This window comes from Pseudomonas anguilliseptica (assembly GCF_021375795.1).
GTDB lineage: Bacteria > Pseudomonadota > Gammaproteobacteria > Pseudomonadales > Pseudomonadaceae > Aquipseudomonas > Aquipseudomonas anguilliseptica_A.
Genome location: NZ_JAEIOI010000002.1, coordinates 704,861 through 724,816 on the forward strand (window position 1 = coordinate 704,861; position 19,956 = coordinate 724,816).

15 protein-coding genes are annotated in these 19,956 nt (G+C 60.5%); 7 read left to right on the plus strand and 8 right to left on the minus strand.

The features are described from left to right. Window positions 1-30: 30 nt before the first annotated feature. Window positions 31-2,754, minus strand: coding sequence for a LuxR C-terminal-related transcriptional regulator (locus tag IOD17_RS11055; protein ID WP_233685142.1), 2,724 nt, complete (start codon window positions 2,752-2,754; stop codon window positions 31-33). Then, window positions 2,751-5,465 (minus strand): LuxR C-terminal-related transcriptional regulator, encoded by a 2,715-nt coding sequence (locus tag IOD17_RS11060; protein WP_233685143.1) that lies wholly within the window; start codon window positions 5,463-5,465, stop codon window positions 2,751-2,753. Before IOD17_RS11060 ends, IOD17_RS11055 begins: the two co-directional genes overlap by 4 nt. 163 nt (window positions 5,466-5,628) lie before the next feature. Between IOD17_RS11060 and pabB the strand changes: the two genes are divergently transcribed. Beyond that, the gene (pabB, locus tag IOD17_RS11065) at window positions 5,629-6,978 is read left to right on the plus strand and encodes an aminodeoxychorismate synthase component I (RefSeq protein WP_233685144.1); all 1,350 of its coding nucleotides are present in this window, start codon (window positions 5,629-5,631) and stop codon (window positions 6,976-6,978) included. Window positions 6,979-7,029: 51 nt separating this feature from the next. Here the strand turns inward: pabB and thrH are convergent, their stop codons facing one another. Beyond that, window positions 7,030-7,647, minus strand: a complete 618-nt coding sequence (thrH, locus tag IOD17_RS11070; RefSeq protein WP_233685145.1) for a bifunctional phosphoserine phosphatase/homoserine phosphotransferase ThrH — start codon at window positions 7,645-7,647, stop codon at window positions 7,030-7,032. A 189-nt stretch (window positions 7,648-7,836) separates the two neighbouring features. On the opposite strand from thrH, the gene IOD17_RS11075 reads away from it, so the two are divergent. After that, the gene (locus tag IOD17_RS11075; protein WP_233685146.1) at window positions 7,837-8,571 is read left to right on the plus strand and encodes a phosphoadenylyl-sulfate reductase; all 735 of its coding nucleotides are present in this window, start codon (window positions 7,837-7,839) and stop codon (window positions 8,569-8,571) included. 72 nt (window positions 8,572-8,643) lie between these two features. On the opposite strand, the gene IOD17_RS11080 is transcribed toward IOD17_RS11075, so the two are convergent. Then, complete coding sequence (locus tag IOD17_RS11080) at window positions 8,644-8,925, minus strand: GNAT family N-acetyltransferase (protein WP_233685147.1); 282 nt, start codon at window positions 8,923-8,925, stop codon at window positions 8,644-8,646. Between the two features lie 507 nt (window positions 8,926-9,432). Between IOD17_RS11080 and oprI the strand changes: the two genes are divergently transcribed. Continuing rightward, the gene (gene oprI / locus IOD17_RS11085) at window positions 9,433-9,684 is read left to right on the plus strand and encodes an outer membrane lipoprotei OprI (protein WP_108488222.1); all 252 of its coding nucleotides are present in this window, start codon (window positions 9,433-9,435) and stop codon (window positions 9,682-9,684) included. 127 nt (window positions 9,685-9,811) lie between these two features. Here the strand turns inward: oprI and IOD17_RS11090 are convergent, their stop codons facing one another. The 3 genes from IOD17_RS11090 to IOD17_RS11100 all read right to left on the minus strand — a co-directional run bounded on the left by IOD17_RS11090 (window position 9,812) and on the right by IOD17_RS11100 (window position 11,789). Continuing rightward, window positions 9,812-10,768: a L,D-transpeptidase family protein gene (locus IOD17_RS11090; protein ID WP_233685148.1), complete on the minus strand. Its 957-nt coding sequence runs from the start codon at window positions 10,766-10,768 to the stop codon at window positions 9,812-9,814. A 75-nt stretch (window positions 10,769-10,843) separates the two neighbouring features. After that, the gene (locus tag IOD17_RS11095; protein WP_233685149.1) at window positions 10,844-11,125 is read right to left on the minus strand and encodes a hypothetical protein; all 282 of its coding nucleotides are present in this window, start codon (window positions 11,123-11,125) and stop codon (window positions 10,844-10,846) included. 58 nt (window positions 11,126-11,183) lie between these two features. Continuing rightward, entirely contained in the window at window positions 11,184-11,789 is a 606-nt protein-coding gene (locus IOD17_RS11100) for an arylesterase (protein WP_233685150.1), read from the minus strand. 10 nt (window positions 11,790-11,799) lie between these two features. On the opposite strand from IOD17_RS11100, the gene IOD17_RS11105 reads away from it, so the two are divergent. The 4 genes from IOD17_RS11105 to mnmC are packed head-to-tail and all read left to right on the plus strand — an operon-like array spanning window position 11,800 to window position 17,506. Beyond that, window positions 11,800-12,483 carry an ABC transporter ATP-binding protein gene (locus IOD17_RS11105; protein WP_233685151.1) on the plus strand — a complete coding sequence of 228 codons (684 nt, stop codon included), beginning with the start codon at window positions 11,800-11,802 and terminating at the stop codon, window positions 12,481-12,483. Then, window positions 12,483-14,987: an ABC transporter permease gene (locus tag IOD17_RS11110; RefSeq protein WP_233685152.1), complete on the plus strand. Its 2,505-nt coding sequence runs from the start codon at window positions 12,483-12,485 to the stop codon at window positions 14,985-14,987. Before IOD17_RS11105 ends, IOD17_RS11110 begins: the two co-directional genes overlap by 1 nt. Before the next feature lie 33 nt (window positions 14,988-15,020). Further along, window positions 15,021-15,518: a transcription elongation factor GreB gene (gene greB / locus IOD17_RS11115; protein ID WP_160015412.1), complete on the plus strand. Its 498-nt coding sequence runs from the start codon at window positions 15,021-15,023 to the stop codon at window positions 15,516-15,518. A gap of 11 nt (window positions 15,519-15,529) precedes the next feature. Next, window positions 15,530-17,506, plus strand: a complete 1,977-nt coding sequence (mnmC, locus tag IOD17_RS11120) for a bifunctional tRNA (5-methylaminomethyl-2-thiouridine)(34)-methyltransferase MnmD/FAD-dependent 5-carboxymethylaminomethyl-2-thiouridine(34) oxidoreductase MnmC (RefSeq protein WP_233685153.1) — start codon at window positions 15,530-15,532, stop codon at window positions 17,504-17,506. 33 nt (window positions 17,507-17,539) lie between these two features. Here the strand turns inward: mnmC and rlmKL are convergent, their stop codons facing one another. Next, on the minus strand, window positions 17,540-19,807 hold the full coding sequence (gene rlmKL, locus IOD17_RS11125; RefSeq protein WP_233685154.1) for a bifunctional 23S rRNA (guanine(2069)-N(7))-methyltransferase RlmK/23S rRNA (guanine(2445)-N(2))-methyltransferase RlmL: 2,268 nt from the start codon (window positions 19,805-19,807) through the stop codon (window positions 17,540-17,542). Window positions 19,808-19,956: the final 149 nt, after the last annotated feature.

The following is a 19,956-nucleotide window of genomic DNA, read 5'->3' on the forward strand; positions in this document are numbered from 1 at the left end:
CGATTACCGCCACCAACACCCCAACATTTCTCAGGCCTCGCTCAACAACCCCAGACTTTTGCCCTTCAATACGGCTTGAGTACGGCTACGCACCCCCAACTTGGCAAACAGGTTATGCAGGTGCCATTTGATGGTTGCCTCAGACAGGTGCACCGCCTGGGCAATATCGCGATTCGACAACCCGGCGGCGACAAACCGCAGAATCTCTCGCTCCCTATGGCTAACATCTTGATTTTCATCGAAAGTTTCAAGATCGATAGACAACCGGCGGCATTGCTCACGCAACTGCTCAGCCAGCCCCTGCCAGGCCCCCGCGCGCTTGGGCTCAGCCGCGTGCCAGGCGTCCCAGAGCGGTAGCAACCACAGCGCGTCATCCAGGAAGATGCGTCGGTAACCACTGCCCCAAGCATCCTCCAGGGTCTGTTTGAACAGGGTGAAGGCTTTGTCGCTGTTACCTTTGCGCCAATACGCCACAGAAAGTAACAGAGCCAGACGTAGGCGCCGATCGCGCTGATGTTCAGCCGTCTGTTTGGCCAGGCTGGCCTCAAGCACCGTTTGCGCCTTGTCAGCGCGCCGCTCGGTCAGCGCCAGACGCGCTTCAGAGAGTGCCTGTACGGTTTCTGCATCGGCGTAGCGCCCCGCAGGCAGTACAGCCAGGTGGCGCTGCAGCTGCAGACAAGTGCGTTCAGCCTCATTCGGCCGACGTAACCAGAGCAGGAACTGCACCTTGCAGCTCATGCCCAGAGCGTAGACGCGCTCGTAGCCAGGACCGTGTAAACCGGCCAGCCACTCATCCAGCTCCGCCAGCGCCGACTCGCCCTCACCGGCAAAGAACCGCGCCTTGGCCATTACCAGCTTGCCGCGGCTGATCAGCTCAACCGGGGTCGCCACATCACGCCAGGTCGTGGCCAATGGCAACTCGGCAAGAATCGCCGCATGCCGATCCTGTTCATAAAGCAGATCGGCATAGGCCAGCGCCAACGGCCCGCCGACCCGGCTGCGCCGACCAAACACCTGCTCGACCCGCGCCCGTGCACTTTCGGCCAGTACACGGCCGCGCTCAGGCTGGCCCATTTCCTTGCAAATCAGTGACTCGATCAGACTGACTACCGCATGCAGGTATTCGCTGTCAGCCTGCTGCAGGTTGTCACGCGCCACGGCAATCGATTTGGCCGCATCACCAAACTCGCCAAGCAAAGCGTACGCAGCTGCCTGGATGCACGACAGGCTGGCGCGAAAGATTGGCTGATTATCTGGCACCAAGGCCAGCCAATGACGGGCAACCTTCAGCGCAGCCTCCAGCTTGTCCTGATACAGCAGCACCAGCGCCTTGAGCACCTGAGCCACCGCCAACAACACTGCCAGCCCGAAGTGCATCGGTTTGCCACGCCCTTGCATCAACCGTGTACTGACCTCTTCGATCAGCGCCTCAGCCTCGGCGTATTTCTGCTCGAAGGCCAGCTGCCAGGCATAGAAAATCTGGAACACCGGATGCTCACAGATCACCTCTGCTGGCACATCCTTGAGCACCGCCAAAATGCCGTACACCTGATTGCTGGCAATCAAGCTCGCGCCCTGCCGCTCCAGCAATTCGGCGGCAAAACTGTAATCACGCGCGCGCAGGGCGTATTTGACCGACTTGTCTGCCAGCTCATGGCTCTCGCACCAGCGCGCAGCGGCATGCAGCAAATGCGTGGGGTCGCCATTGCGGCTAAGCCGGCCCTGAAGAAACTCGGCAAACAGGTGGTGGTAGCGAAACCACTCACCCTGCTCATCCAGGGCAATGATGAACAGCTGTGCGGCCTGCAACCGACGCAACATCTGCGCACCATCGCTACGCCCCGTCAGGGCATTGCACAGCTCGGCATTGAATTCATCCAGCACCGAAGTCTGATCAAGAAACAGCTGCTGCTCCTGAGGCAGATGATCCAGCACGTCCTCGGCCAGGTAATCGGCAATATTGCGCTCGGTGCCAGACAGTTTCGTGAGAAAAGCACTGCGTTCAGGCTGCCGGGCCAGCGCCAACGCCACCAGATGCAGCGCCGTGACCCAGCCTTCGGTGCGCCGATGTAACAGGTCCAGTTCGGCACTGCTCAGCTGTATCTGCTTCAACTCACGAAAATACGCCTCGGTCTCCGTCCGGGTCAGGCGCAATTCATCCGCCTTGACCCACAGCGCCCAGGGCACATTGGCCGGCACCTCTCCCAGAAAGCGCGGTTGATGACGAGTGCTGCCGATCATCCGCACATTGGCCGGCACCTGTTTGACGAAGTAATTGATCAGCGGCCCCAGGTCGACATGCCGCACGCGGTGGAAGTCATCGAAGATCAGGTACAGATCACCCTGCACCTTCTTCAGATCAGCAATAAAGGAATCCAGCAGCACCTCGTTGGGCACACTCAAATCATCGCGCAACAGCCGCGCAGTACTGGCCCCAAAACCTGGCAACTGTGCCTCGATGGCCGCGATCAGATAATGCAGCAGGCGTTGTGGCTCACTGTCAGCCTCATCACAGGACAGCCAGGCCACCCGCGCACCACTCTCCAGCAAGCGCAGACGGAACTGGCTGAGCACCGTGCTTTTGCCAAAACCCGCTGGCGCGCTGAGCAGAATCAGCCGCTGCTGGCGGGCCTCGAATAACCGATCAAGCAACGCCGAGCGGGCCAGCATGGGGCGTCCAGCCGAATCGGCGGGAAACAGTTTGGTGCGCAGTAACGGCAACGTGCCTTGACAGGGCGATGATTGGCTGTTCATAGATCCAGAAGACTCAGTTCACGGGCGCGGCGGATGGCTTGTGTGCGGTTACGCACCTTGAGCTTTTCGTAGATGTTGTGCAGGTGCCATTTGACCGTCCCCAGCGCCAGTGACAGCTGCCGGCCGATCTCATCATTGGACATACCCTGAGCCGCCAGGCAGACCACTTCGCGCTCGCGTTCGGTCAGCCCTTCCTCAAGCACTTCCAGCGATTGTCGTGCGCTGTTACCTGGCCAGATGGCCAGCAGGCTGCGGATAAACCCTTGCAGCGCTGGCTGGCGTTCGGCGGCCTCCAGTTGCTGCAGCAACAGGCGAATGGCTTCGCCCTCCTCGACAAACAGGCTGCGCACACCTTCGCGCTCGGCACCGATCAGGCATTGCACCAACAGGCTTTGCGCACGCTCCTGATAACCCAGGCGCTGGTAACTCAGCGCAGCCAACAGATCGAGACGCAAACGCTGCAAGCCATGCCAGTTATCCAGCAGCATGCCGCGCAGCTGAGTGATTTCATGCAGCGCTTCGCTGTAATGCCCGCGCGCCTGCTGCAACCGAATACGGGTCAGGCCACGCACCCACAGCACCGGGTTGAAACGCATGTGCTGGTAATGCTCGGCCAGCTTGTGCCAGTCCACCGTCTTGAGGCGTTGTTCGGCGCGTTTGAGACGGTCAGCCGCTGGCTCCTGAAGAATCTGCACCACCTCATCGGCCACCGCCTGGGCGTAGAAGCGCCATGACTGATTACGCGCGGCGAGGTTCTGCATCAGCACCAGACTGGCGTAGGCATCCTTGGGGTTGTCCTGCATGCGTTGTACGTGGGCCATGCACAACATGCCCTGAGCATAGAGATCGATCGGGTTGATCACGTCGACCGTGGCCAACGCCCAGCGCAGGCGCTCTTCAATGCCATCAAGACGGCCCTGGTTGTAAGCAATCAGGGCCTCGGTAATGGTCGGCAGCGCCAGCGCACGGGAGCGATCGGCGAACCAGGGGATAACCCGCGCGCGCAATTGCGCGAAAAGCAGTTCGGCCTGACGGATTTGCCCCTGCTCCAGACTCAGCAGCACCTCGACGTTGGCCAGCTGCATATCCAGATAACGCCCTTCGAGAAAGTGGTTGCGCTGTTGCGCCAGGGCCAGCAAGCGCTTGGCCTGATCCGGTTGACCAATCATCACATTGGCCAATGCACCGACAATCAGCATCGCCACCTCAAGAAAGGCCGTGTGCTGACCCAGCTGCACTTCGACGCGCCGCGCCAGAGCAATGCAGGTCTGCAAGTCATCTTTCTGCAAGGCGATAACCGACTTGATCGCCAGGGTCGCCAGCAGCTTGTCGCTCAGCGGCCCGCTGACCTTGGCCTCCCCCCAGCGCTCAAGCAGCTCATCAAGCATGCGGTTGGCTTCGACCAGACCCAGTTCGGCCGCACGGGTCCAGACATCCGCCAGCACCAGCACCGGAAAGCGCTCGGCAATCTCATCCGGCACATGCTGACGCCATTTGTAGATCAGGTTGAGCTGCCCACGGTTGATAAGCTCCAGGCCGCAACCATCGACCAGTGCCGCGAGCATTTCCGGGTCTTCCGCCAGGCAGGCATGTTCGATGGCCAAGTTCTGCATATGGTGATTGGTGAACCACAGGCTTGCGTTGAAATGCAGTTGTTTGAAACGTTCCGGGTCACGCTCTTTCAGGCGACCGCGCAGAAACTCGGCAAACAGGTTGTGGAAGCGGTACCACTGACGCTCGCGGTCCAGCGGCAGGAGGAACAGCTGCATGGCCTCCAGCTCTTCCAGCAGATGCTGGCCGTCATGCCGCCCAGTCAGCGCATTGGCCAGATCGCCACTAAGCTGCTGCGCCACCCCGAGGGCCAGCAACAGCTCCTGCTTATCGGCGGGCAATTGCTCAAACACACTGCGCAGCAGGTATGCGCCCACCGCGGCCTGATCGGTGCCCATATCGGCAATCTGTGCTGCAGCCTGAGGCTGATGACGCAACCAGAGGCTGGCCAGGTGCACGCCCACCATCCAGCCTTCGGTCTGGCTATACAGAGCGGAAAACGCCACCGCATCCAGTTGCAGGCCACAGCGCTGCAGGTAATCGCGGGTTTCCGCCTTGCTCAGGCGCAACTCCTGCTCGCCGATCTCCACCAGCAGGTCCTTGGCGCGCAAGGTGGCCAGGTTAAGCGCCGGTTGCGAACGGCTGCCGATGGCCAGGGTAAAACCTTCGGGGGCGAATTTGATCAGGCGGTTGAGGGCACCAAGCAGCTCGGCATCCTGAATCAGGTGCAGGTCATCAAGCACCAGCAACAGCGGAGTGTCCAGCTGCGCCAGGTCCACCAACAGGCTTTCCATGACCGCAGAAACCGGCACCCGCATGGTGTTCTGCAGATAGGCCAGGGCTTCACTGCCAAAACCCGGCAGCAGGCCCGCCAGCGCTTCGATTAGTTGCAGCAGAAAACGCGACGGTTCATCGTCGCCTGGGCCAAGCGAAAGCCAGGCCACGGCCTGACCGCTCTGCGCCCGCGCCTGGGCCAGCGCAACCAGTGCGCTGGTTTTGCCAAAGCCTGCCGGAGCGGCCAGCAGCAATACCCGCGCATGGGGGTTGGCACACAGGGCCGACTCCAGCTGTGGTCTGAGCAGATAATCAGCTGACGCCTGAGGGGGCATCAGCTTGGCACGCAAGAGGCTCCCAGCGGCAGGATCCATTACTTCATCCATGGCCTTGATCCCGTAGTAATTATTGTTTTATGAGTCACATCGAACATCCGGGGACCTACCCATACTAATGAGCCCAAGCATCCCGAGTAAACCCACGCGCAAGCTCTAGGATGAATGTTGGCGACGTTCTACAATCGGTGTCCGCGCACCTTGAACCTGTCATATGCCTACTTGCCTTGTACAGGCTCTGCCTTACCACGCAGACCCTTCGCATTACTTCAACAGCGTCATGCAAGCACCCGGCGCGGTGCTGCTGGATGCCGGGCGCCCGACCGCGCAGCGTGGACGCTATGACCTTATCAGCGCCTGGCCATTGGCAGAGCTGGCACCGACGCCTGACGAAACGGCCAACGCTTTCCTGCAACGCCTGCGCCAGAGCCTTGCCAGCCTCGGAGCATGCCAACCCCCGGCGGATAATCCGCTTCCGTTCGTCGGCGGCTTGATTGGCTACCTGAGTTACGACTTCGGGCGGCGTCTGGAACAGCTTCCAGCCCAGGCCGTCGATGACCTTGACCTGGCAGATGCGCGCTTTGGCCTGTACGCCTGGGCCCTGATCACTGACCACCAGCAGCAGTGCAGCCAGCTGATGTTCCACCCCAGCCTGGCCGCGAGCGAGCGGCAGCGCCTGAGCGAACTGTTTAGCACACCGATAGCCCCCTCATCCCAGGCCTTCCAGTTGCTTGAACCGTTCCGCTCAGACATCAGTGAAGCCGAGTACCAGCAGTGCTTCGCGCGTATCCAGGCTTATATCCAGGCCGGCGACTGCTATCAGGTGAATTTCGCCCAACGCTTTCGGGCGCCCTATCAAGGCTCACCCTGGACGGCTTATCAGGCCTTGCGCCAGGCCTGCCCAACGCCTTTTTCCGGCTATCAGGCACTGCCGCAAGGCGGCGCCATCATCAGCCTGTCACCCGAGCGTTTTCTGCGTATCAGCGCAGGCCAGGTGGAAACCCGGCCGATCAAGGGCACCCGCCCACGGCATACCGACCCGCAGCAGGATCGGGCCCAGGCCGACGCGCTGCTGGGCAGCCGCAAGGATCGCGCAGAGAACCTTATGATTGTTGACCTGCTGCGCAATGATCTGGGGCGCAGTTGCCGCCTGGGTTCGGTACGGGTGCCGGAACTCTTCGCCTTAGAGACCTACCCCAATGTGCATCACCTGGTCAGCGCCGTAACCGGCGAGCTGGCGGCCGACAAGGATGCCCTGGACCTGATCGCCGGCAGTTTCCCTGGCGGCTCGATCACCGGGGCACCAAAGATTCGCGCCATGCAGATCATCGACGAGCTGGAGCCGACCCGCCGCGCACTGTACTGCGGCTCGTTGCTGTACCTGGATGTGCGTGGCGAAATGGACAGTTCGATCGCCATCCGCAGCCTGCTGGCAAAGGATGGACAGATCAGTTGCTGGGGTGGAGGCGGCATCGTCGCCGACTCCAATGGCCCGGCTGAATACCAGGAATCCATCACCAAGGTCAGGGTGCTACTGGAAACACTGGAACAGTTCTGCACCTGAAAACACCGACAAAAAAGCCCGCGAATGCGGGCTTTTTCAATACCGGGCCTATTACAGGCTCAATGGGCGGTTGGACGCCTTGAGGAACTCGCGCTTGAGGTCTTCATAGGTGTGCACCGCCGGGAATTGCGGGAATTCGCGAATCACATTGTCCGGCGCATGGAACAGGATACCGGCATGGGCTTCGCTGAGCATGGTGGTGTCGTTGTATGAGTCGCCCGCCGCAATCACGCGGTAGTAAAGGCTCTTGAAAGCAATCACCGACTGACGCTTGGGGTCCTTCTGGCGCAGCTGGTAATCCACCACACGATCGGTTTCATCGGTGATCAGCTTGTGGCACAGCAACGTGGGGAAACCCAGCTGACGCATCAGCGGCTGGGAGAACTCATAGAAGGTGTCGGAAAGAATCACCACCTGAAAACGCTCGCGCAGCCAATCAACAAACTCCACCGCCCCGTCCAGTGGTTTGAGCGTGGCAATGACTTCCTGAATATCGGACAGCTTCAGGCCGTGCTCATCCAGGATGCGCAAGCGCTGCTTCATCAGCACGTCATAATCCGGAATATCCCGGGTGGTCGCTTTCAGCGATTCGATGCCAGTTTTTTCCGCGAAGGCGATCCAGATTTCCGGGACCAACACGCCTTCCAGGTCGAGACACGCGATTTCCACAGGACACTCCTAGCTTGGATTTATTTGAGAAGGCGGCACTCTAGCGACTCCCCCAGAGCTCTGCAACGCAGAGCCTTATACCCAAATCACAGGCCCACTACGGCACTTGGTTATTTAGCCGCATAACCGGCTTTTGCTACCATCGCCGCACAAGACGCCCGACGTCACCATAACTAGGAATTCAGCCCGATGAGCCACCCCTTCGACGCAGCCGAGCTGGCGGCGAGCTACGCCAACAAGTCGCCCCAGGACATTCTCAAACTCGCCTTCGAACACTTTGGCGATGAGCTGTGGCTGTCCTTCAGCGGCGCAGAAGATGTGGTGCTGGTCGACATGGCCTGGAAGCTCAACAAGAACGTCAAGGTTTTCAGCCTCGACACCGGCCGCCTGCATCCGCAGACCTACCGATTTATCGATCAGGTACGCGAGCACTACGGCATCAGTATCGACGTACTGTCACCAGAGGCGGCTGCATTGGAGGCCCTGGTCAAGGAAAAGGGCCTGTTCAGCTTCTACAAGGATGGCCACGGCGAATGCTGCGGCATTCGCAAGACCGCCCCGCTACGCCGCAAGCTCTCCACGGTAAAAGCCTGGGCCACCGGCCAACGTCGTGACCAGAGCCCCGGCACACGCAGCCAGGTGGCTGTGGTGGAAATCGACAGCGCCTTTTCTACAGCACAGAACACCCTGTACAAATTTAACCCGCTCGCACAAATGAGCAGTGAAGAAATCTGGGCCTATATCCGCATGCTTGAGCTGCCTTACAACAGCCTGCATGAGAGCGGTTTTATAAGCATCGGTTGCGAGCCCTGCACTCGTCCGGTTCTACCAAACCAGCACGAACGCGAAGGCCGTTGGTGGTGGGAGGAAGCCACACAAAAAGAATGTGGCCTGCATGCCGGCAACCTGATCGCCAAGACCTGAAAACAACCCGGGTATTTCAGACGCATAAAAAAGGCCAGTCACTGACTGGCCTTTTTTATGCGTGAAGATTCTTCAGTTCTTACCTGACTGCCGCTGGCGACGCACCATATAACGCTCAACATAGGAGCACGAAGGAATGACCGTGTAGCCCAGACGCTCGGCATATTGCAGCGCATGCTCGGTCAAGGCTGCGGCAATGCCGCGCCCACGCAGCGAGTTGGGTACAAAGGTACGGTAGATATCCAGGGTCTGCTTGCCCAGATCCATATAAGCCAAGTACGCCCGATCACCATCCACTGTGGTTTCGAATTGATGACCCGTCAGGTCATGGTGAATGGACAACGCCTCGCTCATCGCAACTCCTCTGTCTAACTTGCGCAACCCGCTATCGGCTCGTGCCGTACTAGGGGCCAACGCACCCTGCCTCTATTAAGTTGTAGGCAATAATCAGGAGCTTATCAGGCCCAAACCGCTGAGGTCACGTGAATCAATGACTTAGACGGCATAAGTGCGACCTTGCACAAACATCCCTCACGGCGGATTGACCAAACCACTCCGGCAACAGCCTCTGATCGTACATGGAGACATAGAGACGCCTGCTTGCCTTGAGCGTTCAACAATCAATTCAACAATTACAGCCGAAAAGGCTGCGCAAAGAACTGCCACACACCATAGAACTGATTGTTTTTTAACCAAAATATGCCCAATAACAGGGCGATTTCGCAGTAAACAGAAAAAAACCTTTGCGCCTTGCCTTGCCTCCGTTTACTTACTACAAGTTACAGGTAGTATGTACGCCGGCTAATTTCCTACCATCAGGAAATTGCTTTTATGGAAAAACTCCACCTCAAGGGGAACACGATGAACAACGTTCTGAAATTCTCTGCTCTGGCATTGGCCGCAGTTCTGGCTACCGGTTGCAGCAGCATCTCCAAAGAAACTGAAGCTCGTCTGACTGCAACTGAAGATGCAGCTGCTCGCGCTCAAGCCCGTGCCGACGAAGCCTACCGTAAGGCTGATGACGCTCTGGCTGCTGCTCAGAAGGCTCAGCAAACTGCTGACGAAGCCAACGAGCGCGCTCTGCGTATGCTGGAAAAAGCCAGCCGCAAGTAATAGCTCACAAGGCTATGACAAGCCGACCCAGTTTCTGGGTCGGCTTTTTTATTGCCTGCAATTCGGCGGGCAATAAAAAACCCGCCAGCGATAACGCATAGCGGGTCTTGTTAAATGCAGCAGATACTTAGATAGCAGGCTCGCTGACGACCACCGCCTGATCAGGCTGAGCAATCTCGACCGGCAGGCCATCTTCGGCTGCAACTACCTCACGCAGCATTTCCCAATCCAGGCGCAGATCGGCGAATGCATCGTTTTTCAGCAGCGCATTGATCACCGCAGTGTGCTTGTCGACAACCGAAGCACCTGCATCAGAATCATCCAGCGGAGCATGCGCTTCCAGATAAACCTTGCCGCCACTGCGACCAAACTTGTAAGGCTCGTTGATGATGCGCACCGATGTGCCCACAGACACCATCGACGCCAGCTTCAAGACGTTGTGGTTGAGCATACGGAAGCAGCCATGGCTGACGCGCATACCAATACCAAACTTCTTGTTCGAGCCGTGAATCAGATAACCCGGTACCGATAGGCCCATCTTGTACGGACCCAGCGGGTTGTCAGGGCCTGGCGGCACGTAGGCTGGCAATGGATCACCATCAGCAGCATGTTCTTCACGAATCGACTTGGGCGGGGACCAGCCCGGATTCGGCGTCTTGGCGGTAATACGCGCGTTGGCAACCGGCGAACTCCAACCCTCACGACCAATACCCAGCGGGTAGGTGTAAACCACATTGCGGCCTTTCGGGTAGTAATACATGCGGTATTCGGCGAGGTTGATCACGATGCCCTCGCGCGGGCCCGGCGGCAGGATGTAACGAGTCGGCAGGATGATCTCGGTGCCTTCGCCCGGCAGCCATGGATCAACACCCGGATTGGCCACAACCATTTCCAGATAACCCAGATCATTGGCCACGCCCAAGTCAGCGAAGGTGTCTTCATACTTGGCCTTGACTACCCGAATCTCGCCAACCACATCGTCACCCGGCGGTGGCAATGGCAGCTCAAGGGCATTGGCAGACGCTACCGCGAAGACAGCAGCGAGTGGCAGGCAGCGGGTGACGGCAAAGGCACGCGACAACATCCGGTAATTCCTGACGAAAATGGTTGGTAAAAGTGAGTGGCGATTGTACACCGATTGATCAGTCGCTTGGAAAGCTCAGCGCCCCGGCAATGCCTGACGCTCACCGCGCTTCTGCGCCTCGAATATGGTCTTGCAGGCCGGACACAGGCGTTTATCACGCAACATGACCTTATCCAGATCGCGCCACACCGGCTGCGCAGGCAACAATCCACCACAAAGCGTGCGGTCTGCGAACTCGCCCAATTCAAGCTGTCGCGCCAGCAGGTGCACACGCACTTCACGGCAAGCGAACAGGTCAAGCTGCTCGTCAGGCTCGATCAGTTGATAGGCGTGCAAAGACCAGGCAGGACGCGGCATTGAGGGCTCCAGTGCGAGGCCGCCACATTAGCCGAAAGGCACGTTACAGAAAAGCCTGTCAGAGCAAAGGTTTCAGGGTCGGCCAGACGTTTTCCAAGAGTTTGGGCTGCGCCTCGGCCGTGGGGTGAATGCCATCGTTCTGCATCAGCGAAGGCACGCCACCGACGCCCTCCAGCACGAAAGGCACCAGGGCGGCATCATGCGCCTGCGCCACTTTGGGGAACACCTCAGCGAACGCCGTGGTATAGCGCACGCCATAATTAGGCGGTAGCTGCATGCCAAGGAGCAGCACCTTGGCCCCCTTCTGCTGCGATGCCTGCACCATGGCCGCAAGGTTTTGTTGCAATTGCGCAGGGGGCTGACCACGCAGGCCATCGTTACCACCCAGCTCGATAATCACCAGCTCTGGCTGGTGCTCTGCAAGCAGCGCAGGCAGCCGTGCGGCACCGCCTGCACTGGTATCGCCACTGATCGAAGCATTGACCACCTGATGGTCAAAACCCTCCTCGGCCAGACGTTTTTCCAACAAGGCGACCCAGCCCTGGCGGGTATCCAGGCCAAAAGCCGCGCTGATACTATCGCCGACGACCAGTACGGTACCCGCGAACGCCGCCGGCCCCCACAGCAGTAGGCTCAGGGCAGTACCGATCAACCACGCACGCATTGGATTCTCCATGAGCTCAAGTATTCTCACCGCGCGAAACCTTAGCAAAGTGGTCCCCAGCACGGAAGGCGAACTCACCATACTCCATGATCTGTCGCTGGAGCTGGTTTCCGGTGCCAGCCTGGCGATTGTTGGCAGCTCCGGCTCGGGCAAATCCACCCTGCTCGGCCTGCTGGCCGGGCTCGACCTGCCCAGTAGCGGCAGCGTGGTACTGGCCGGCAACAACCTGGCCTGTCTCGATGAAGATCAGCGCGCGCGCGTGCGCGCCGAGCACGTCGGTTTCGTCTTTCAGTCTTTCCAGTTGCTCGACAGCCTGAACGCCCTGGAAAACGTCATGCTGCCACTTGAGCTAGAAGGCCACGCCGATGCCCGCCAGCGCGCCAGCGCCCTGCTCGAGCGCGTCGGCCTTGGGCAACGCCTGACTCACTACCCACGTCAGCTCTCCGGTGGCGAACAACAGCGTGTGGCGATAGCCCGAGCCTTTGCTGCCGAACCTGCTGTGCTGTTTGCCGACGAGCCCACCGGCAACCTCGACAGTCATACCGGCGAGCGCATCAGCGATCTGCTGTTCGAACTGAACCAGGAGCGCGGCGCGACCCTGGTACTGGTCACCCATGACGAGCGCCTGGCGCACCGCTGCCAACGCCTTATCCGCCTGGAAGGCGGCCACCTGGTCGACCACGTGGAACCCTGATGAAACAGCTGCCGTTTACCCGCCTGCTCTCCCTGGCAAGCCGTCAGTTGCTGCGTGATGCCCGCGCGGGCGAGTTGCGCGTGCTGTTTTTTGCGCTGCTGATCGCGGTCGCTGCCAGCACGGCCATCGGATATTTCAGCGCACGCCTGAACGACGGCATGCTGCTGCGCGCCACCGAATTTCTCGCCGCCGACCTGCGCCTGACCGGCAGTTCGCCCAGCGCACCCGAGCAGATCAACACAGGTAAACAGCTGGGATTGGAACACGCGCAGCTGGTCGAATTCTCCAGCGTCGTGGCCAGCGATGCCGGCATTCAACTGGCCAGTATCAAAGCAGCGGACAGCGCTTACCCGTTGCGCGGCGAGCTGAAGAGCGCCGCCGAGCTGTATGACGTTGAACAGACTGGTAATGGCCCACAGCCCGGCGAAGCCTGGGCCGAGGCCCGTCTGTTTGTCGCCCTCAACCTCAAACCCGGCGACAGCGTTGAGGTCGGCGCCAAAACCCTGCGACTGACCCGCGTACTGACCTTTCTGCCAGATGAAGCCGGTGACTTTTACAGCCTGACCCCACACCTGCTAATGCACCTGGATGACCTCGCCGCCACCGGTGTGGTGCAACCAGGCAGCCGCGTGCGCTATCAGGAGCTGTGGCGCGGCGAAGCAGATGCTCTGGCTCAGTATCGTCAGAACATCACTCCGACGCTCGCGCCTAACCAGCGCCTGGAAGATGCCAAAGACGGCAACCGTCAGGTCGGCAGCGCCCTGGGCCGTGCCGAACGCTATTTAAACCTCGCCAGCCTGGCCGCCGTGCTGCTCGCTGGCGTTGCCGTGGCGTTGTCGGCGGCGCGCTTTGCCGCTCGCCGTTTTGATGCCAGCGCACTGCTGCGCTGCCTGGGATTATCACGCAATCAGGCGCTCGGCCTGTTCAGCCTGCAACTGGTGCTGCTAGGCATTACCGCCAGCCTGATCGGCGCACTGCTCGGCTGGCTGGCGCAACTGGCATTGTTCAATCTGCTACAAGACCTGCTGCCGGCACAGATTCCACCTGGCAGTCTGTGGCCAGCGCTGGCCGGCATGGCTACAGGACTGGTCGCTCTCGCCGGCTTTGCCTTGCCGCCGCTGGCGGCACTGGGCCGCGTGCCGCCGCTGCGAGTATTGCGTCGCGATCTACTGCCGGTGCCGGCCAGTTCCTGGCTGGTATATGGCGCAGCACTGTTGGCGTTGGGCCTGATCATGTGGCGCTTGAGCCTCGATCTACAGCTGACCTTTGCCCTGCTCGGTGGTGGTCTGGTCACTGCATTGTTGCTCGGAGGCCTGTTGCTGCTCGGCCTGCAAAGCCTGCGTCGCCTGCTGGCCGGCGCATCGCTGCCCTGGCGCTTGGGGCTCGGCCAATTGCTGCGTCATCCACTGGCCGCTGCCGGGCAGTCACTGGCATTTGGACTGATCATCCTGGCCATGGCGCTGATCGCCCTGCTGCGTGGCGAACTGCTCGACACCTGGCAGGATCAGCTACCCGAAAATGCGCCCAATCACTTCGCCCTGAATATCCTGCCAGCAGACAAGGACGCCTTCGCCGCTCGCCTTAATGAACTATCACCACATCCCGCGCCACTGTTCCCCGTGGTACCCGGGCGCCTGGTGATGATCAATGGCGAACCGGTGCGGCAGATTGTCAGCAAGGAATCTCAGGGTGAACGGGCAATTCGCCGTGACCTGAGCCTGACCTGGGCTGCGGACCTGCCCGCGGATAACAACCTTATTGCTGGTAGCTGGTGGACGGATACCAGCAGCAGCGAATTGCCGGGCGTATCGGTGGAATCCGAACTGGCCGAAAGCCTGAAACTGAAACTCGGTGACCGCCTGAGCTTCAGCGTTGGCGGCCTTAACCGCGATGCGGTGGTCAGCAGCCTGCGTGAAGTGGACTGGAATAACTTTCAACCGAACTTCTACATGATCTTCCAGCCCGGCACCCTGCAGGATCTGCCGGTCACCTACCTGACCAGCTTCTACCTGCCACCCAAGCAGGAGCAGCAACTGGTTGAGCTATCACGCGCCTTCCCGGCCGTGACCCTGCTGCAGGTCGAAGCCTTGCTCGCGCAACTGCGCAGCATCCTCGCCCAGGTCACCCTGGCCATCGAGTTTGTTCTGCTCTTCGTGCTGGCTGCGGGCCTTGCCGTGCTGTTCGCCGGGCTGCAATCCACCCTTGATGAACGTATCCGTCAGGGTGCACTGCTGCGTGCCCTGGGGGCTGAACGCAAACTGCTGATCAAAGCGCGTCGCGCCGAATTCGGTCTGCTTGGCGCAGCCAGCGGCCTGCTGGCGGCCTTTGGTTGTGAGCTGATCAGCTTTCTGCTTTATCGCTTTGCCTTTGACCTAGTCTGGCAACCGCATCCCTGGCTGCTTCTGCTGCCGCTGATTGGCGCACTGCTGGTGGGCACAGCAGGTGTTCTCGGCACCCGCCGCGCCCTGAATATCAGCCCGCTGACGGTACTGCGCGAGGGCTGATAAACTCGCGCACCACCCTCAGCAAGCTGAACCATGAGCCGTTATCGCCCACCCCGCTCTGCCGGCACGCCCTTGATCACCCCCGAGGGCGAGGCGCGCATGCGTGCCGAGCTGCATGAGCTCTGGCATGTACGCCGCCCCCAGGTTACCCAGTCGGTCAGTGAAGCCGCCGCCCAGGGCGATCGCTCGGAGAACGCCGAATACACCTACGGCAAGAAGATGCTGCGCGAAATCGACAGCCGCGTACGCTTTTTGACCAAGCGCCTGGAAAACCTCAAAGTCGTCAGCAGCCGCCCCAGCGATCCGGACAAGGTCTATTTCAGCGCCTGGGTCACCCTGGAAGACGAAGATGGGGTTGAAGCGCGCTACCGCATCGTCGGCCCGGATGAGCTGGATCTGAAAAACAATCTGATCAGCATCGACTCCCCCCTAGCCCGCGCCCTGGTGGGGAAGAGCCTGGACGCCGAAGTGCGAGTACAGACGCCAACCGGTGAGAAGACCTGGTACATCGTCGCCATCGACTACCCCTGACCGAGCCCAGCATGCCCACTCCAGAAGCCCCCACCCAGCACGCCAGCCTCGACTGGGATGAGCAGGGCCAACCGCTGTCCAGTCAGTTCGCCGATGTGTATTTCTCCAACGAGAACGCGCTGGCGGAAACCCGCTATGTGTTTCTCGCCAACAACCAACTGCCGGAACGCTTTGCCGCGCTGACGGCCGATCAGCAACTGGTGATCGGTGAAACCGGCTTCGGCACCGGGCTGAACTTTCTCTGTGCCTGGCAACTGTTCGAGCAGCACGCAGCACGCGCGGCCCGCCTGCACTTTGTCAGCGTGGAAAAATACCCACTGAGCAAGGCCGACCTGCAGCGTGCCCTGGCCTTATGGCCAGAGCTGGCACCCTACGCCGAACAGCTGCTGGCGCAGTATGTGGCCCTGCACCCGGGCTTTCAGCGCCTGGTATTCGCCGGCGGACGTATCGTCCTGACCCTGTTGATTGGCGATGCACTGGCGCTATTCAGCCAACTGGATGCTCAGGTCGATGCCTGGTTTCTCGATGGCTTTGCTCCGGCGAAAAACCCGGACATGTGGACGCCGGAGCTGTTCGCCGAGCTGGCCAGGCTGTCCCATGCCGGCACCACGATAGGCACCTTTACCAGTACCGGTTATGTGCGCCGCAGGCTGAATGATGCCGGCTTCAAGATGAAGCGCGTGCCGGGCCTGGGCAAAAAGTGGGAAGTGCTCAAGGGCAGTTTTATCGGCGAGCCGAAGGCGGCAGAAAAACCCTGGTTTGCCCGCCCACCTCAACCTGCTGGCACCCGTACTGCACTGGTGATCGGCGCCGGCCTGGCCGGTTGCGCCACGGCCGCCAGCCTGGCCCAACGCGGCTGGCAGGTCACGCTATTGGAGCGGCACGCCGCCATCGCCCAGGAAGCCTCGGGTAACCCACAAGGCGTGCTGTATCTCAAGCTCTCGGCCCATCACACCACGCTGTCACGCCTGATCGTCAGCGGCTATGGCCATAGCCGCCGGCTGCTGGAACAACTGGATAAAGGCGCTAACTGGGATAACTGCGGCGTGCTGCAACTGGCTTTCGACGCCAAGGAAACGCAGCGGCAAGCGCAACTTGCAGCGGCCTTCCCGGCTGACTTGCTAACGAACCTGAACAAAAGCGCTGCCGAGGCCAAGGCAGGCATCCCACTGCCAGCAGGTGGTTTGTTCTACCCCGATGCGGGTTGGGTGCATCCACCGGCGCTCTGCGCCCTGCTGAGTCAGCAGCCGAATATCCAGCTGCAACTGCATCAGGAAGCGCTGGAGCTGCGCCGTGACGGTGATCGCTGGCAGGCCTGGAATGGCGAACAACTGCTGGCCAGCGCCAGTGTGGCGGTGTTGGCCAGTGCTGCCGAGATCAAGGGGTTTACCCAGAGCGCAGACTTGCCGCTTAAACGCATCCGCGGGCAGATCAGTCGCTTGCCTGCCACAGCAGCCAGTCGCGCCTTGAACACCGTGGTATGCGCCGAAGGCTATGTCGCGCCGGCACGCCAGGATGAACACACTTTAGGCGCGAGTTTTGACTTCAACAGCGATGACTTATCGCTGAACAGCGCCGATCACGCGAGCAATCTGCAGCTACTGGAAGACATCTCACCTGAGCTTTCCAGCGCACTGAATGCGGCGGCACTCGACCCCGAACACCTGCAGGGCCGCGCCGCGTTTCGCTGTACCAGCCCGGACTATCTGCCAATTGTTGGCCCGCTGGCCGACGCAATCGCCTTTGCAGAGGCTTATAGCGTGCTAAGCAAGGATGCCCGCCAGGTGCCGGATACCCCATGCCCCTGGCTGGATGGCCTGTATATCAACAGCGGCCACGGCTCACGCGGGCTGATTACCGCCCCGCTGTCGGGCGAGCTGATCGCCGCCTGGCTCAACGACGAACCGCTGCCGGTGCCCGCTGATGTGGCACAAGCCTGCCATCCAAACCGCTTCGCCTTGCGCGCGCTGATCCGAAACAAGGCTTAATGCAGCACGCCTACCAACAGGCGCGCGCAAAGCTCAACCACGCAGACTGAAACGCCAGGCACGGTGGATTTTTGCATTGCGGGCGAAGTCCGGATCGAGGGTCGAGGCGCTGATTTCTTCAACCTGATAACGCGCGGCCAGGCTCTCATCGAGCTCAAACTTGCGAAAGTTGTTGGAGAAATACAGGACGCCACCCTTGGCCAGGCGCGCCATGGCCAGGTCGAGCAGCTGCACATGGTCGCGCTGCACGTCGAAGATGCCTTCCATGCGTTTGGAGTTGGAGAAGGTCGGCGGATCGATAAAGATCAGCTCGTATTCGCCACGATCCTCGGCCAGCCAGGCCATCACATCACCCTGCTCCAGGCGGTTCTTGTCAGAGAAGCCATTGAGCGACAGATTACGCCGCGCCCAGTCCAGATAGGTCTTCGACAGATCGACACTGGTGGTGCTACGCGCGCCGCCCTTGGCCGCATGCACAGTGGCCGTGGCGGTGTAGCAGAACAGGTTGAGGAAGCGTTTACCGGCGGCCTCTTTCTGAATACGCAGGCGCAGCGGGCGGTGATCGAGGAACAACCCGGTGTCCAGGTAATCGGTGAGGTTGACCAGCAACTTCACCCCGCCCTCGCTGACTTCGAGGAACTGCCCCTGGGTCGCCTGACGCTGGTACTGCTTGGTGCCGCTCTGGCGTTCACGGCGCTTGATCACCACCTTGCTCTTGTCGACACCCAGCGCCTGCGGAATCGCAGCGATGGCGTCAAACATACGGGCTTTGGCTTTCTCAGGGTCAATCGACTTGGGCGCAGCGTATTCCTGCACATGCACCCAATCGCCATACAGATCCACCGCCATGGAGTATTCCGGCATATCGGCGTCGTACAGCCGGTAGCACTCAACGCCTTCCTTGCGCGCCCACTTGCCCAGCTGCTTGAGGTTCTTCTGCAGGCGGTTGGCAAACATCTGCCCGCCTTCACTCAGGCGCGCCTGCTCGACCACCGGCGCAGGCGCGGGTTTGATCGGATTGCCGTTCTTGTTGTACTGACGCTCTTGCGGCTCAAGCGGCGCCTTATCGGCCTCAGCCTGTTCCCGCTCGCGTTCACGCTGCTCGGGCGTGCGCCGCTCACCGGTAACGAACTGCTCGGGCTGCACCTTGATCAGCAGCAACTTGCACGGCAACGCGCCGTTCCAGAAGGCGTACTGCTTATGGCTGCGGATGCCCATGCGTTTGCCCAGGTCTGGCGCGCCGGTAAACACCGCCGCCTCCCAACCCATGCAAGCCTGACGCAGACGCTCGCCAAGGTTCTGGTAGAGATACAGCAGGCTGGCTTCATCGCCCAGGCGCTCGCCGTAGGGTGGGTTGCAGATAACCAGGCCTTTCTGGTTCTGGTCCGGACGCGGCTCGAAGGTCGCCACTTCACCCTGGTAGACCTTGACCCAGTCGCCCATGCCAGCGCGCTCAATGTTGTTACGCGCCGGCTGGATCAGCCGTGGATCGGCTTCATAGCCGCGAATCCACAGCGGTGGCTTGGCCATGCCGGCTGCCGCACGCTCTTCGGCCTCGGCGTGCACCTTCTTCCACAAGGCCGGCACGTGGCCCAGCCATTTACTGAAGCCCCATTGCTCACGGGTCATATTCGGCGCGATATCGGCGGCGATCATCGCCGCCTCGACCAGGAAGGTTCCTACACCGCACATCGGGTCGGCCAATGCACCGCCCTCGGCAGCGATGCGTGGCCAGCCGGCGCGGATCAATACGGCGGCTGCGAGGTTTTCCTTCAGTGGTGCGGCACCCTGCTGCAAGCGGTAACCGCGCTGGTGCAGGCTATGGCCGGAGAGGTCGATAGACAGAATCGCCTCGCCACGATCCAGACGCAGGTGCACGCGCAGGTCCGGGTTGAGCTTGTCCACCGATGGTCGCGTGCCGTCTTTCAGGCGCAACTTGTCGACGATGGCATCCTTGACCTTCAGCGCGCCGAAATGGGTGTTATCGATGCCCGAGCCATTGCCGCTGAACTCAACCGCCAGACTGCCGCTGGACTCCAGGTGTTCGAACCAGTCAACCTCGAGTACGCCTTCGTAAAGGCTCTGAGCATCCTGCACGCTGTAGCGCTTGAGCACCAACAGCACACGGTTGGCCAGACGCGACCACAGGCACAGGCGGTAGGCGGTTTCCATGTCGGCCATGCCACGAATGGCCGAGGTGTGCTCACGCGCCTCTTCAAGCCCAAGCGCGCTGGCTTCTTCGAGCAGCAGGCCTTCAAGGCCCTTGGGGCAGGTGAGGAAGAGTTCGTAACGATCCGACATGGGAGTTTCCAGTGCCTAAGGCAATCAACGGCGCGCAGACAAATCAGCACGGCCAAAATAAGTGACAAAGTGTCGCTGTGCGACCCTTCGTCGGAATAAACAACAGTCTCAATCGCAATACATTCGCGATAGCAAAACACCAGCACACC